The sequence below is a fragment of the Nocardia sp. NPDC004123 genome (assembly GCF_053603795.1).
Genome location: NZ_JBSGGG010000019.1, coordinates 177,841 through 192,216 on the forward strand (window position 1 = coordinate 177,841; position 14,376 = coordinate 192,216).

12 protein-coding genes are annotated in these 14,376 nt (G+C 68.4%); 5 read left to right on the forward strand and 7 right to left on the reverse strand.

Annotated elements, in window-relative coordinates:
- Positions 1-180 precede the first annotated feature (180 nt).
- Positions 181-1,650, reverse strand: a complete 1,470-nt coding sequence (locus ACWEQQ_RS27760) for an amino acid permease (RefSeq protein ID WP_452350298.1) — start codon at positions 1,648-1,650, stop codon at positions 181-183.
- Between the two features lie 262 nt (positions 1,651-1,912).
- Between ACWEQQ_RS27760 and ACWEQQ_RS27765 the strand changes: the two genes are divergently transcribed.
- Positions 1,913-3,868 (forward strand): gamma-glutamyltransferase family protein, encoded by a 1,956-nt coding sequence (locus ACWEQQ_RS27765; protein ID WP_452350299.1) that lies wholly within the window; start codon positions 1,913-1,915, stop codon positions 3,866-3,868.
- Here the strand turns inward: ACWEQQ_RS27765 and ACWEQQ_RS27770 are convergent.
- From ACWEQQ_RS27770 to ACWEQQ_RS27785, 4 genes are all read right to left on the reverse strand, one after another.
- Complete coding sequence (locus ACWEQQ_RS27770) at positions 3,865-4,500, reverse strand: PH domain-containing protein (protein WP_452340007.1); 636 nt, start codon at positions 4,498-4,500, stop codon at positions 3,865-3,867. The genes ACWEQQ_RS27765 and ACWEQQ_RS27770 overlap by 4 nt on opposite strands.
- A gap of 2 nt (positions 4,501-4,502) precedes the next feature.
- A complete protein-coding gene (ribH, locus tag ACWEQQ_RS27775; RefSeq protein WP_452340008.1) occupies positions 4,503-4,982 on the reverse strand; it encodes a 6,7-dimethyl-8-ribityllumazine synthase in 480 nt (159 codons plus the stop codon).
- A gap of 36 nt (positions 4,983-5,018) precedes the next feature.
- Complete coding sequence (locus ACWEQQ_RS27780) at positions 5,019-6,263, reverse strand: bifunctional 3,4-dihydroxy-2-butanone-4-phosphate synthase/GTP cyclohydrolase II (protein WP_452350300.1); 1,245 nt, start codon at positions 6,261-6,263, stop codon at positions 5,019-5,021.
- An 89-nt stretch (positions 6,264-6,352) separates the two neighbouring features.
- Positions 6,353-6,979: a riboflavin synthase gene (locus ACWEQQ_RS27785; RefSeq protein ID WP_379400446.1), complete on the reverse strand. Its 627-nt coding sequence runs from the start codon at positions 6,977-6,979 to the stop codon at positions 6,353-6,355.
- A gap of 659 nt (positions 6,980-7,638) precedes the next feature.
- On the opposite strand from ACWEQQ_RS27785, the gene ACWEQQ_RS27790 reads away from it, so the two are divergent.
- Positions 7,639-7,950 carry a hypothetical protein gene (locus ACWEQQ_RS27790; RefSeq protein WP_452350301.1) on the forward strand — a complete coding sequence of 104 codons (312 nt, stop codon included), beginning with the start codon at positions 7,639-7,641 and terminating at the stop codon, positions 7,948-7,950.
- Between the two features lie 7 nt (positions 7,951-7,957).
- On the opposite strand, the gene rpe is transcribed toward ACWEQQ_RS27790, so the two are convergent.
- Entirely contained in the window at positions 7,958-8,623 is a 666-nt protein-coding gene (gene rpe, locus ACWEQQ_RS27795; RefSeq protein ID WP_354837566.1) for a ribulose-phosphate 3-epimerase, read from the reverse strand.
- A 127-nt stretch (positions 8,624-8,750) separates the two neighbouring features.
- Here rpe and ACWEQQ_RS27800 point away from each other — a divergent pair, with 127 nt between their 5' ends.
- The 3 genes from ACWEQQ_RS27800 to ACWEQQ_RS27810 all read left to right on the forward strand — a co-directional run bounded on the left by ACWEQQ_RS27800 (position 8,751) and on the right by ACWEQQ_RS27810 (position 12,233).
- Positions 8,751-9,173, forward strand: coding sequence for an anti-sigma factor (locus tag ACWEQQ_RS27800; protein WP_354837446.1), 423 nt, complete (start codon positions 8,751-8,753; stop codon positions 9,171-9,173).
- A 17-nt stretch (positions 9,174-9,190) separates the two neighbouring features.
- Positions 9,191-10,087, forward strand: a complete 897-nt coding sequence (locus ACWEQQ_RS27805; RefSeq protein ID WP_452340010.1) for an RNA polymerase sigma factor SigF — start codon at positions 9,191-9,193, stop codon at positions 10,085-10,087.
- A 91-nt stretch (positions 10,088-10,178) separates the two neighbouring features.
- Positions 10,179-12,233, forward strand: coding sequence for an NAD(+) synthase (locus ACWEQQ_RS27810; protein ID WP_452350302.1), 2,055 nt, complete (start codon positions 10,179-10,181; stop codon positions 12,231-12,233).
- 370 nt (positions 12,234-12,603) lie between these two features.
- Here the strand turns inward: ACWEQQ_RS27810 and ACWEQQ_RS27815 are convergent, their stop codons facing one another.
- Positions 12,604-13,980, reverse strand: a complete 1,377-nt coding sequence (locus ACWEQQ_RS27815) for an RsmB/NOP family class I SAM-dependent RNA methyltransferase (RefSeq protein WP_452350303.1) — start codon at positions 13,978-13,980, stop codon at positions 12,604-12,606.
- Between the last annotated feature and the right edge of the window lie 396 nt (positions 13,981-14,376).

Below are 14,376 nucleotides of genomic sequence, written 5' to 3' on the forward strand. Positions count from 1 at the left end.
TAACCAAATGTTCGGATTCCGGACAATCTGGTTGACGAAGTTATGACCATGGCCACAGCCGATAGCTAGCATTCGAAACAGTGATCTCGAACACATAACGGCCGCACGCGAATTCGCGTGCGGCCGCTGAAAAGCGCAGGTCCGGGCAGAGTTTCCCAGTGTACCCCCGGAAGCGGAAAACTACTTGTCGTCCATGGGGATCGGCGGAATCACCGGGAACTCACCGGTGTAGCCCTCGCGCAGCCTGGCGATGGCCAGCACCCGCGGGCTGGCGACCTTCCACCCGATGGCCAGCGCGGGCACGATGATCACCAGGCTGGCCACCGTCCACGTACCGACCGGATGGTCGAAAGCCATCAGCACCACCACCGCGAAGAGGAACACCAGCGTCGCGATGCCGGTGTAGGGCGCACCGAACATCCGGAACGCCGGACGCTCCGCCTGCCCCTTCTTCCACAGGTAGAACAGCTTCAACTGACACAGCACAATGGTCGCCCAGGACGCCAGAATGCCGAGCGACGCGACGTTCAGCACGATTTCGAAAGCCTGCGACGGCACAATGTAATTCAGCCAGATACCGAACAGCGCGATGGTGGCGGTGAGCAGAATGCCGCCGTACGGCACACCGGCACTCGACATCCGTGCCGTGAATTTCGGCGCACTGCCGTTCATCGCCATCGAGCGGAGGATGCGGCCGGTCGAATACAGTCCGGCATTCAAACTCGACAGCGCCGCGGTGAGCACCACGAAATTCATGATCGAACCCATGTGCGCGACACCGAGTTTGCCGAAGAAGGTGACGAACGGGCTCTCGCCGCCCTTGTATTCGGCGTAGGGCAGCAGCAGCGCCAGCAGAATCACCGAGCCGCAATAGAATACGGCGATACGCATGATCACCGAATTGATGGCGCGCGGCATGATCTTGGCCGGATTCTCGGTCTCGCCGGCCGCGATGCCCACCATTTCCACGGCGGCGTACGCGAACACGACGCCGGAGGTGACGGTGACCAGCGGCAGCACGCCGGTCGGGAACCAGCCGCCCGCGTCGGAGACCATGCGCAGACCGGTGCCCTGACCCTCGACCTCGAAGCGCCCGGCCAAGAAGACGGTGCCGACGACCAGGAAGGTCACCAGGGCCACCACCTTGATCATGGCCGCCCAGAACTCCATCTCGCCGAACCATTTGACCGAGACCAGGTTGATGCCGAGCACGATGATCAGCGCGCCCAGCGCCAGCAGCCATTGCGCGATCGGCTGGAAGGGTCCCCAGTAGTGCAGATAGGTGGCGATCGCGGTGGTGTCGACGATGCCGGTCATGGACCAGTTCAGGAAGTACATCCAGCCGGCCACGAATGCGGCCTTCTCACCGAAGAATTCGCGCGCATAGGAGACGAACGAGCCCGAGGACGGGCGGTGCAGTACCAGTTCGCCGAGCGCGCGCAGGATGAAGAAGACGAAGATGCCGCAGATCAGGTACACCAGGAACAGCGATGGGCCGGCATTGTGCAGCCGGCCACCCGCGCCCAGGAACAGGCCGGTACCGATGGCACCGCCGATGGCGATCATCTGCAATTGCCGGGGTTTCAGGGCTTTGTGATAGCCGCTGTCCTCGGCATTGAGGCTGGTGGCAGTAGTCCGGATCTCGGTCATTCGCCGGGTTAACCCTCCGCAATCGTGAAGTGAGGCAGCCTGAGGGTACCTTGCTGTTTGCTGAGTTCCACATTGGCGCCCTGAGCGGGGAGACCTTCGAAAAAGAAGGCCGGTCAAGCGACCAGTTGGCATGCTTTTTCGGAGATTGCCATGAAGGCGCTGAATTCCTCGGGCGACCGGCGGGCCGGAGTTCCCCCGGTAGCCCTCCGATCCGGCCCGTCAAAGTCCTGCCCGCGCGTGCCCACAGCGCTAGAGTCCGATCATGAGGCGCTCGCGACGAATCGGGAGCGGCGCTGCCGCTCTGCTGCTGCTGGTCGGATTGGTCACCGCCTGTTCGTCCTCGACGAATCAGAGTGCGTCGTGCACGGTGTCCCCCAACGGAACTCCGGTCACCTCCGGGGCGCCCGCCGGGCCGAGCAGCACGAATCTGGCCCTGCACCCCGAGGTCGCCACCGGCTACCGCACCGGCATGACACCCGTGCGCACCGGCGATTTCGCGGTCTCCACCGCCAATCCCGTTGCCACCGAGGCGGCTTGCCGGGTACTGCGGGACGGCGGCACCGCCGCGGACGCACTCATCGTGGCACAGACCGTGCTGAATCTGGTGGAGCCCCAGGCCACCGGCATCGGCGGCGGCGCGTTCCTGATGTACTACGACGCCAATGCCAGGACCGTCGACGCCTACGACGGCCGCGAGACCGCCCCGGCGGCCGCCACCGAGGACTACCTGCGCTACATCAGCGCCGCCGATCACACTGTGCCGCAACCGAATGCGCGGGCCAGCGGGCGCTCCATCGGCACGCCGGGAGTGCTGCGGATGCTGGAGCTGGCCCACAACGAGCACGGCAAGCAGCCGTGGCAGGACCTGTTCACCCCGGCGATCAACCTGGCGGATCAGGGCTTCAAGATCTCACCGCGGATGGCGAGCCAGATCTCCGACTCCAAGGCCGACCTCGCGCGTGACGACAACGCCAAGGCGTACTTCCTGCAGCCCGACGGCAGCCCGAAGCCGTCCGGCACCACGCTCACCAATCCGGCCTTCGGCAAGACCCTCTCGGCCATCGCGACCGACGGGGCGAACGCCTTCTACACCGGCGCGATCGCCGCCGACATCGTGGACACCACCGCGACCACCGCGGGCGGACGCACCCCGGGCCTGATGTCCCTGGCGGATCTGCAGTCCTACCAGGCGAAGAAGCGGACCGCGGTGTGCTCGCCCTACCGCACCCACGAGGTGTGCGGCATGCCCAACCCGTCCTCGGGCGGCATCACGGTGGAGGCGACCCTGGGCATCCTGTCCAACTTCGATCTGGCGTCGATGAAACCGGCGGACCTCGGCGGCGACAGCACTACCGCCCGCAACGGCGGCAAGCCCACCCCGGAGGCGGTGCACCTGATCGCCGAGGCCGAACGCCTGGCCTACGCCGACCGCGACAAGTACATCGCCGACTCGGATTTCGTTCCGCTGCCGGGCAATTCGCCGCAGACCCTGTTGGATCCCGGCTATCTGAAGCAGCGTGCGGCGCTCATCGACCCGGCCAAGAGCCTGGGCACCGCCAAGCCGGGTGACTTCGGCCCGGTGCCGGTCGGCAACGGCCCGCAGCAGCCCGAGCACGGCACCAGCCACATCTCCATCGTCGACGAGTACGGCAACGCGGCCTCCATGACCACCACGGTCGAATCCGCGTTCGGGTCATTCCATTTCGTGGACGGGTTCATCCTCAACAACCAGCTCACCGACTTCTCGGCCGAACCGGCCGACAAGGACGGCACCCCGATCGCCAACCGCCTCGACCCGGGCAAGCGGCCGCGCAGCTCCATGGCCCCGACCCTGGTCTTCGACCGCAATCCCGACGGCTCGCGCGGCGCGCTCAGCTATGTCACCGGTTCGCCCGGCGGGGCGGTGATCATCCAGTTCGTGGTGAAAACCCTTGTGGGCATGCTGGATTGGGGCATGAACCCGCAGCAGGCGGTGTCGATGATCGACTTCGGCGCGGCCAACTCCCCCACCACCTATGTGGGTGGTGAGCATCCGGCCGTAGACGCCTCCGACAACGGCGACCACGATCCGCTGGTGCAGAAACTGCGCCAGTACGGCGACCAGGTCTCGGTCGCCCCGCAGTCCAGCGGTCTGTCGGCCCTGGTCCGCGACGGTAATGGCTGGATCGGCGGCGCGGACCCGCGCCGCGAGGGCGCGGTGCTCGGCGCCCCGCGCTAGCGTCGGTCCTGGTGCTCGGCGCTGTACTTGGCGCCGAGTTCCCGGAACCGGTCCATGGCCTCCGCAGCGCGCATCTTGTCGTTGGAGCGGATGGCCATCATGGGCACGTACTCGTCGTGCGCCAATTCCAGCCGGGCCCAGGACTTCTTGTCCGGGAAGGAGATCCCGCGGATGTCCTTCCACTGGAACTCGCTGTCGCCCACGATATTGCGCACCGTCACCCCGCGCCGGCCGACTCGCACCCGGGGCCGGGTGAGCGTCAGCACGCCGCCGGCCAGCAGCAGACCGAACACCATCAGGCCGATCTGGTCGGAGACCCGGAAGTTCACGCCGGTGGATCCGTGCCGCAGCACGATGCCGCCGAAGATGAAGATGGCCGCCAGCACCGCCGCCACGATCCGCACGGTGACGATGGCGTGGTGCGGTCGCACCTCGAGATCCCAATCACCCGCGGCGGTGCCGGGCTGCACCGGCGTCTCGGTTTCGGTCGGCTCGGCCATGGCGTCCTCGGACTCCGTCCTCTGCTCGGCCCGCGGATCGGAGTGCGCCGCAGGCGTTTCCGGCGTGGCGGCAGGCTTGCGGGGCGGCTCCTCGGAGCCGCCGTCCCGCTTCCAGATCCGCACGACCGGCATGGCTAGACGGTCTGGGTCAGCTCGCGCAGGGTGAGCGCGGCGTCGAGGGCGGCGGCCGCGGCCTGCTCGCCCTTGTTCTCGATCGAGCCGGGCAGGCCCGCGCGATCCAGCGCCTGCTGCTCGGTGTTCACGGTGAGCACGCCATTGGTGACCGGGGTGCTCTCATCGAGGGACACCCGGGTCAGACCGGCGGTCACCGAATCGCACACGTACTCGAAATGCGGTGTCTCACCACGGATCACGACGCCCAGGGCTACCACCGCGTCATGGCTGCGGGCCAGTGCCTGCGCCACCACCGGCAGCTCCATCGCGCCGGCGACCCGGACCACGGTGATGTCGGCGACGCCCGCGGCCCGGGCGGTCTGCTCCGCGTTCGCCACCAGCGCGTCGCAGATGGTGGTGTGCCAGCGCGATGCCACGATCCCCAGCTTGAGGTCCTTGGCATCGGCCAGCTCGAAGGCCGGTACGCCCGTACCGCTCATTCTCGTTCCGCCCTCTCGATAGTCGGTTCCGGCGCGTCAGTTCGCGGTTTCGCCCAGGTCCAGGTCTTCCAGGCCGACCAGGTCGTGGCCCATCCGATCCCGCTTGGTGCGCAGATACCGCAGATTGTGCTTGTTGGCGCGCACCGGCATCGCCACCCGCTCGCTGATGCTCAGGCCGTAGCCCTCGATCCCGGCGCGCTTGTCGGGATTGTTGGTGAGCAGCCGCATCGAGGTGATGCCCAGGTCGGCGAGGATCTGGGCGCCGATGCCGTAGTCGCGCGCGTCGGCGGGCAGGCCCAGGTCCAGGTTGGCGTCCACGGTGTCGGCGCCGCCGTCCTGCAGCTGGTAGGCCTGCAGCTTGTGCAGCAGCCCGATGCCGCGGCCCTCGTGGCCGCGCATGTAGAGCAGCACGCCGCGGCCCTGCTGGGCGATCATCTCCATGGCGGCGTCCAGCTGCGGGCCGCAGTCGCAGCGCAGCGAGCCGAAGGCGTCGCCGGTGAGGCACTCGGAGTGCACGCGGACCAGCACGTCCGTGCCGTCGCCGATATCGCCCATGACCAGGGCCACATGCTCGGCGTCGTCGTATTCGCTCTCGTAGCCGATCGCCAGGAAGTCGCCGAACTCGGTGGGCAGCTTGGCCTCGGCCACCTGCTTGACGTGCTTCTCGTTGCGGCGGCGCCAGGCGATCATGTCGGCGATGGAGATGAGCGCCAGATCATGCTCGTCGGCGAAGATGCGCAGCTCCTCGGTGCGCGCCATGTCGCCCTCGTTCTTCTGGCTGACGATCTCGCAGATAACGCCGGCGGGGCTGAGCCCGGCTATCCGGGCCAGATCCACGGCGGCCTCGGTGTGGCCGGGCCGGCGTAGCACGCCACCGTCCTTGGCACGCAACGGAACCACGTGACCCGGGCGGGTCAGATCGTCGGACTTGGCATTGCGGTCGGCCAGCACGCGCATGGTGGTGGCGCGGTCGGCGGCCGAGATGCCGGTGGTGATGCCCTCGCGGGCGTCGACGGAGACGGTGTAGGCGGTGCCGTGCTTGTCCTGGTTGACCGCGTACATCGGCGGCAGGCCCAGGCGATCGCAGTCGTCCCCGGTGAGCGGCACACAGATGTAACCGGAGGTGTAGCGGATCATGAAAGCCACCAGCTCGGGTGTCGCCTTCTCCGCCGCGAAGATGAGGTCGCCCTCGTTCTCCCGGCCCTCGTCGTCGACGACGACAACCGCCTTACCGGCGGCGATATCGGCGACTGCGCGCTCGATGGTGTCGAACCTGGTCACGTCTGTTGTGCTCCATCTCGAATTAGGTGCCTCACTACAGTAGGCCAGCCCCAGCGCCCGATTTGCGCCGACTCCCGGCCTCGCGGCCTTCAGCCGCGCTGTACGAGCCGTTCGACGTACTTGGCGATGATGTCGACTTCGAGATTCACGGTGGTGCCGACCGGGGCCGTGCCGAGGGTGGTGAGCTCGCGGGTGGTGGGGATGAGCGACACCTCGAACCAGTCCTTGGCGCCGTCGGCGAAGGCGTCCTCGGCCAGGCCGATACCCGAGACGGTCAGCGAGATGCCGTCCACGGTGATCGAGCCCTTCTCCACCACGTAGCGAGCGATGCTGTCGGGCAGGGAGATTCGCACGACCTCCCAGTTCTCGTACGGGGTGCGGGAGACGATGGTGCCGGTGCCGTCGACGTGACCCTGCACGATGTGCCCGCCCAGGCGGCTGTTCACGGCCGCGGCGCGCTCGAGGTTGACACGGGAGCCCACGGTCAGGCCGCCGATGCTGGAGCGGTCCAGGGTCTCGGCCATGACGTCGACGGTGAAGGTGTCGCCCTCGACCTTCCGATCCACCACGGTGAGGCAGACGCCGTTGACGGCGATCGAATCACCGTGTCCCGCATCGGAGGTCACCAGCGGGCCGCGAATGGTCAGCCGCGCCGAATCGTCCAGCTGCTCGGTGGCGAGAATCTCGCCCAGCTCCTCGACGATGCCTGTGAACATGCGTACCTCTCCCTGATCGCGTGTGCGTGCTCCGCTCGAGCCAACAGCCGGTGCGGTACGCGGTATTCCCGCGTGGACGGCCGTCCCCTTCAGACTAACGACGCGGGGTCGTAGGCGACATGCGGCCTCGTTCACTGGAGCGTTGGATACCGGTGGATGGACGAAATCGGGCGTAAGCCAATGTGCGATCGGATAATTGTGTTCATTGGTTGCGATCGCCAATTGAAACGCCGGGATTTACCGATACTTTGAATGGCCTGACCTGGCCCAACGCGGAGAGGTACCCGATTCACGACTCGCTCAATCCAGAATCTTGCGCGGCAGCGAATATGGTCGCAAGATTGTTATGCAGCTGATTCCCACAGTTCAACTTCTCCGCGAGCAGTTCAGTGCAGAACGGTCACCGTGTCCACGGCCGATCCGGGCCGTGACGATCATCGCAAGCAGAACCGAAGGAAGGTTGGACCCCGCGCGGGTCGGATTCAGGTGGCAGACAACACAATCGGCACAGTTGGGGGTGCGGCGTGACCATGCTTCTCGATTCGACACTCGAAGTTCGCTGCGTACAGTACCGACGCGAATTTCACCTGCCGGCATCGATCGACCCGACGTCACGGCACATCCTGTTGGAGATAGGCACTCGGTACGGGGCCATCACCATGCCCGCCGACCTCGGCGAACGCGTCCAGCAACAGCTGGCGCAGGCCGATCTGGCCGGGCCGGTCGTGCACCATCCCCGGGCACGGCGATGGACCTTCATCACCGGCCCCGCCCGGCCGGAGTCCCTCACCAAATCGGTGGCCGCCGCCCTGTTCCGGCTCTACGCCACCGTCGCGTGCCCGGGAGCGCAGGTCGTGCTCCCGTCCGCCGACGACGAGCGGACGGGATACCGCACCTGGGTGCACTCCCCCGATGCCAGTGACAGCGTTCCGCCGCTGGAATCGGTGATCGAAGCGGTGCTACAGCACTGAGCCCGCGCTACTGCGCGGACGCCGCCTCGACCGCGATCACCTTCTGCCGCAAGATTTCCACGGTCGCGGCCGGGTCCGGGGTGCCGTACACCGCAGAGCCCGCCACGAAGCAGTCGATGCCGGCCTCGGCGGCCTGCTCGATGGTGTCCATATTGATGCCGCCGTCGATCTCCACGACCAGGCGCAGCTCACCGGCGTCGACCAGGCGGCGCACCTGCCGGGCCTTGTCGAGCACGTGCGCGATGAAAGACTGTCCGCCGAAACCGGGTTCGACGCTCATGACCAGCAGGGTGTCGAATTCGCGCAGGATCTCGAGGTAGGGCTCGATCGGGGTGTTCGGCTTGACCGAGAGCCCGGCCTTGGCGCCCGCCGCGCGGATGTCACGCGCCACCGCGATCGGGTTGTCGGTGGCCTCGGCGTGAAAAGTGACGTTGTAGGCACCGGCCTCGGCGTAGCCCGGGGCCCAGCGCTCCGGGTTCTCGATCATGAGGTGGCAGTCCATCGGAATGTCGGTCACCTTCAACAGGCTTTCCACCACCGGCAGACCCAGCGTCAGATTCGGGACGAAGTGGTTGTCCATCACATCGACGTGCACCCAGTCGGCGCCCTCGATCGCTTGCAGTTCGGCCGCGAGATTCGCGAAGTCGGCGGACAGGATGGACGGGGCGATCATCGGAGCGGGCCGTTGGAAGGGGGAGGAAGAGGTGCACACGGGCCGCAGTCTATCGGCAGCCCCCCAAAGCCCCCACGTCAACGGGAATGGCTGATTGCCGCGCACCGGAATGGGTAGCCTCTACAGAGTGATCAACATTTCGGCGGAACAAGGGTTGCGCGGTACACCGGTCGAGATCGGTGTCGCCGCGTCCGTCTCCCAGTTGCCCATCGTGCGCGGACTCGCCGAAACACTGGTGCTGCTCAGCGATTTCACCCTGGACGAAGTGGCCGATATCCGGCTCGCCGTCGACGAGGCGGCCTCCACGCTGATCGCCGTCGCCGCGCCGGGCACCACGCTGCAGTGTGTGTTCACGGTCGGCGACTCGGATCTGATCGTGCGGGTGAGCGGCATCGCCGGGGCCGAGGGGCTACCGGACCAGCGCAGCTTCGGCTGGCACGTGCTGCGGACGCTCTCCGACGAGGTCACCGCCACTCAGGAACCCTTCGATCCGGCGATCTCCGGATACCCGACGGCGGTGGAGTTCCGGCGGGTCCGGGGGAAGGCGTAGTGACCGACGGAGACCACGTGTTCACAGCATCCGCCGACGCGCCGGGACCCGAGGAACCGCGCGACGACCGGGAACCGGACGAGACCGAGACCGAGGACACCGCCGAGGAGACGGTCGACGCCGAGGAGGTCGAGGAGGTCGAGGAGGTCGCGCGCAGCGTCTCCGGCTACGACGACGTCACCACGCTGTTCGAGGAACTGGCCGCCGCCGCACCGGAATCCGGGCGGCGCGCCGCACTGCGCACCGAACTGATCAACCGCTGCATTCCCCTCGCCGATCACATCGCCCGCAAATTCAGCGGCCGCGGTGAGCCTTTCGACGACCTCACCCAGGTCGCGCGGGTGGGGCTGGTGCACGCGGTGGACCGCTTCGACATCTCCCGCGGCTCCAACTTCCTGTCCTTCGCGGTGCCGACCATCATGGGCGAGGTCCGCCGCTACTTCCGCGACAACACCTGGGCCATGCGGGTGCCGCGCCGCGTCAAGGAAACCCACCTGCGCATCGGCTCCGCCATCGACGCCCTCTCCCAGCAGCTGGGCCGCTCCCCCACCGCCAAGGAGATCGCGGCCGCCCTCGAGATCGACGCCGACGAGGTGACCCAGGCGGTCATCGCCGGAAACGCCTACCAGCCCAGCAGCATCGACGCCGTCTCCGTCGGCCGCGACACCGAGGCCTCGCTCCTCGACACCCTCGGCGAGGAAGAATCCCAGTTCGACCGGGTCGAGGAATACGTGGCCATCCGGCCCCTGCTGGCCGGGCTCCCCGAACGCGAACGCCGCATCCTCACCATGCGTTTCTTCGAATCCATGACCCAGACCCAGATCGCCCAGCAGATGGGCATCTCGCAGATGCACGTCTCCCGGATCCTCTCGAAAACCCTTGCCCGCCTGCGGGAACAATCCGCCCGCGAGTGACTCCGGCGTGGCCGGGGCCCCGGCGCGCGCCCGGCATGGGTAGATTGCGGTCGAGTCATGATCGCCTCGGCCGGATGCAAAGGGGTCGGTGTTGTCACAGCAACTGCCGTTCGATTCGCTGTATCGGCACGGGTTCGCGCGGGTCGCGGTGGCCGTGCCACCGGTGCGGGTCGCCGATCCGGGCTTCAACGCCGAACAGACCCTGCTGCTGGCCCGGCGCGCCGCGGCCGAGCACGCGGCGCTGACGATCTTCCCCGAGCTCGGGCTGTCCAGCTACACCGCCGACGACCTGTTCCATCAGGACGCGCTGGACGCCGCGGTCGGCCTGGCGCTCGAGCGAGTGGTCGAGGAGAGCACCGCCATCGAGACGGTGCTGGTGGTGGGCGCGCCGGTGCGGGCGCAGGGCCGGCTGTTCAACTGCGGCATCGTGATTCACCGGGGCCGGGTGCTGGGCGCCGCACCCAAGAGCTACCTGCCCAACTATCGGGAGTTCTACGAGAAGCGTCAGTTCGCGGCCGCGCGGGAGGCCCTCGACGACCAGGTGGTGATCGCCGGGCAGCGGGTGCCGTTCGGGGCCGATCTGCTGTTCGCCGCGAGCAACCTGCCGGATTTCGTGTTCCATCTCGAGATCTGCGAGGACGGCTGGGTACCGTTGCCGCCCAGCGGTTTCGCCGCGCTGGCGGGGGCCAGTGTGCTGGTGAATCTGTCGGCCAGCAATATCGTCATCGGCAAGGCCGACTACCGGCGCGAACTGTGCGCCTCACATTCGGCGCGGTATCTCGCCGCGTACCTGTATTCGGCTGCCGGGCACGGCGAGTCGACCACCGACATGGCCTGGGACGGACAGGCACTGGTGTGCGAGAACGGCAATGTGCTGGCCGAGGGCGAACGGTTCGCCGGACATCCGCAGGTGGTCACCGCCGATATCGATCTGCGGCGGCTGGCCGCGGACCGGCTGCGCACCACCAGCTTCGCCGACACCGTGCACGATCATCGGGAGCGGCTGCAACGGTTCCGGCGGATCGACGTCGAGCTGCCCGTGCCCGCCGGGACCGTCGCGCTGCGGCGCGAGATCCCGCGCTTCCCCTACGTTCCCGCCGATCCGGCCCGCCGCAACGAGCGCTGCGCCGAGGTGCATCGCATCCAGGTGGAGGGACTGAGCACCCGGCTGACCGCCACCGGATCACAGCGCGTGGTGATCGGGGTGTCCGGCGGCCTGGACTCCACGGTGGCGCTCATCGTGGCTGCCCAGACCATGGACCGGCTGGGACTGCCGCGCTCGAATGTCCTGGCGTACACCATGCCCGGCTTCGCCACCAGTACCCGCACCCTCGAGGACGCGCGGCGGCTGATGCGGGCGGTCGGAGCGACGGCACACGAGATCGACATCCGGCCATCGGCCACGCAGATGCTGCGAGACCTGAAGCACCCTGCCGCCGAAGGGGTTCCGCAGTACGACGTCACCTACGAGAACGTGCAGGCGGGCGAGCGCACCTCACACCTGTTCCGGCTCGCCAATCTGCACAACGCCCTGGTCGTCGGCACCGGCGACCTCAGCGAACTCGCGCTGGGCTGGTGCACCTTCGGCGTCGGCGACCACATGGCCCACTACAGCGTGAACGCCTCGGTCCCCAAGACATTGATCAAATACCTGGTGGCCTGGACGATCGACACCGGCGAGCTGGGGCCCGAGGCGGGTGAGGTCCTGGCCTCCATTCTCGCCACCGAGATCTCCCCCGAACTCATTCCTGCCGACGGCGACGCTCCGCCGCAGAGCTCCGAGGCCACCGTCGGCCCCTACGAACTCCAGGACTTCCACCTCTACCACCTGCTCCGCTTCGGCGACCTGCCGAGCCGCATCGCCTACCTGTCCCACCATGTCTGGTCCGACCGCACCCGCGGCGGCTGGCCCGACCTCGTCCCCGCCGACCAGCGCCACGAATACGACCTGCCCGCCGTCAAACACTGGCTGGCCGAATTCCTGCGCCGTTTCATCCAGACCAGCCAGTTCAAACGCTCCACCCTCCCGAATGCCCCCAAGGTCGGCTCGGGCGGATCGCTGTCCCCACGCGGTGATTGGCGCGCGCCGAGTGATGCCTCGGCCGCCGCCTGGCTCGACGAGCTCGACCGCAACGTCCCCGACTGACAACCGCCGCGAATCCGCGACGACCCAACGCGCACCGAACCACGATCGCGGCGACCTCCACGTTCGCGCAACCGCCGGTGAGTCTGCGGCACACAGAACTACGCGACTGTCGGTAGGTCCACGGCACGCACCCACACGACCGCCGGTGGATCCGCGAGTCACAGACTCACGCGACCGCCGATGGATCTGCGGCGCACAGAACTGCACGACTGTCGGTAGGTCCACGGCACGCACCCACACGACCGCCGGTGGATCTGCGAGTCACAGACTCACGCGACCGCCGATGGATCTGCGGCGCACGGATCGGCTCACCCAGCGTTCGGCCTCGGTGCACGGGCGGGCCGGGCCGGACGCTGGGGCGGGTCGGACCCTATTGCGGCTGAAGCGGTTTGCGCAGGGCGGCCAGGAACATGGCGTCGGTGCCGTGGCGGTGGGGCCACAGCTGGGCGCCGGGGCCGTCTCCGAGTTCCGGGACGCCCGGGAGCAGCTCGCGGGTGTCGAGCTGTTCCGCGCCGGTGCGCCGGACCATATCGGCCACCACGGAGACCGTTTCCGGGAGGTGCGGGGAGCAGGTCGAGTAGATCACGACACCGCCGGGGCGAACGAGATCCCATGCGGCGGTGAGGAGTTCGCGCTGCAGGGTGACCAGGTCGCGGACGTCGGAGGGCTGGCGGCGCCAGCGGGCCTCCGGGCGGCGGCGCAGGGCGCCCAGGCCGGTGCAGGGGGCGTCGACGAGGATGCGGTCGAAGCCCGGAGTCAGGCCGCTGTCGCGGCCGTCGGCGACATGGACGTCCACGGGCATGCCGCGGGTCGCCTTGCGGACCAGGTCGGCGCGGTGCTCGGCGGGTTCGACGGCATCGACGCGGAAGCCGTCGATATCCGCGATCGCGGCCAGCAGCGCGGTTTTTCCGCCGGGCCCGGCACACAGGTCGAGCCAGCGGCCGGTGTCGGGGCCCTCGAGGGGCGCGCGGGTGACAGCCAGGGCGACCAGCTGGCTGCCCTCGTCCTGGACGGCGGCCATGCCCTCGCGGACCGGCTCCAGCTTGGCCGGATCACCGCCCTCGAGGTACACCGCGTACGGCGACCAGCGGCCTTCCTCGCCGCCGGTGACCAGGGCCAGTTCCTCGGCGGTGATATCGCCGGGGCGCGCCACCAGGTGCACGGCGGGCCGTGCGTCGTCGGCGGCCAGCACGTCGGCCAGCTCGCCGGCCCGCGCACCCAGGGCGTCCGCGAAGGCCTGCGCGATCCAGACCGGATGCGCGTACTCGAATGCCAAGTGCCCCAGCGGGTCCCGCGGCGCGAGCCGTTCCACCCACTCCTCGGGAGTGCGTTCGGCCACCCGCCGCAGCACCGCGTTCACGAACCCGGCCCGCCCCTGCCCGTACTCCGCTCGCACCAGCGCGACGGAGGTGTCGACCGCCGCGTGCGCGCCGATCCGGGTGCGCAGCAGCTGATAGGTCCCCAGCCGCAACGCATCCAGGAGCGGTCCGTCGATCTCCTCGACATCTCGCCCCGCGCAGTCCGCGATCACCGCGTCCAGCAGCCCCTGCGAGCGTGAGGCCCCATAGGTCAATTCGGTGGCCAGCGCCGCATCACGCCCGCTGATATGCCGCTCCCGCAACAGTCCGGGCAGCACCAGATTCGCGTAGGCGTCCCGCTCCCGCACGGCCCGCAGCACATCCCGCGCCACCACCCGCACCGGATCGGCCCCGGCCCGCTCGGCCCGGCGGGCCGCGGCACTGCTCATGCCGGCCTTCGCGTCCGCCGCGGTCCGCTTCGGCCCCCGGCCCCCGCGCCCCGCAGTCCTTTCGCGATCGAACGAGCCACTCCGGCCGCCCGCGCGGTCGCCGCCGAGCGACTCACCGCGGTCAGCCTGATCACCCTGCTTGGGACCGCGGCCCTCGCGACCGCCGGCGGCGTCCCCGCCACGATTGCCGCTGACGGAACGTCCGCCCGCGGACCCGGTGCGGTCACGTCCGGGACTCCGCCCATCGCCGTCGCGAGGCCCACGATCCGACCGGTTCGAGCCCGAATTGCGGTCTCCCGCAGAGCTCGCGCTGGCGAAGGGCACCGAGGCCAGCAGTCGTTTCAGCGCGCGGTCGGCTGGGGGAGCGCTGTCGGGGGTACGCATCGCGGTGGCGGC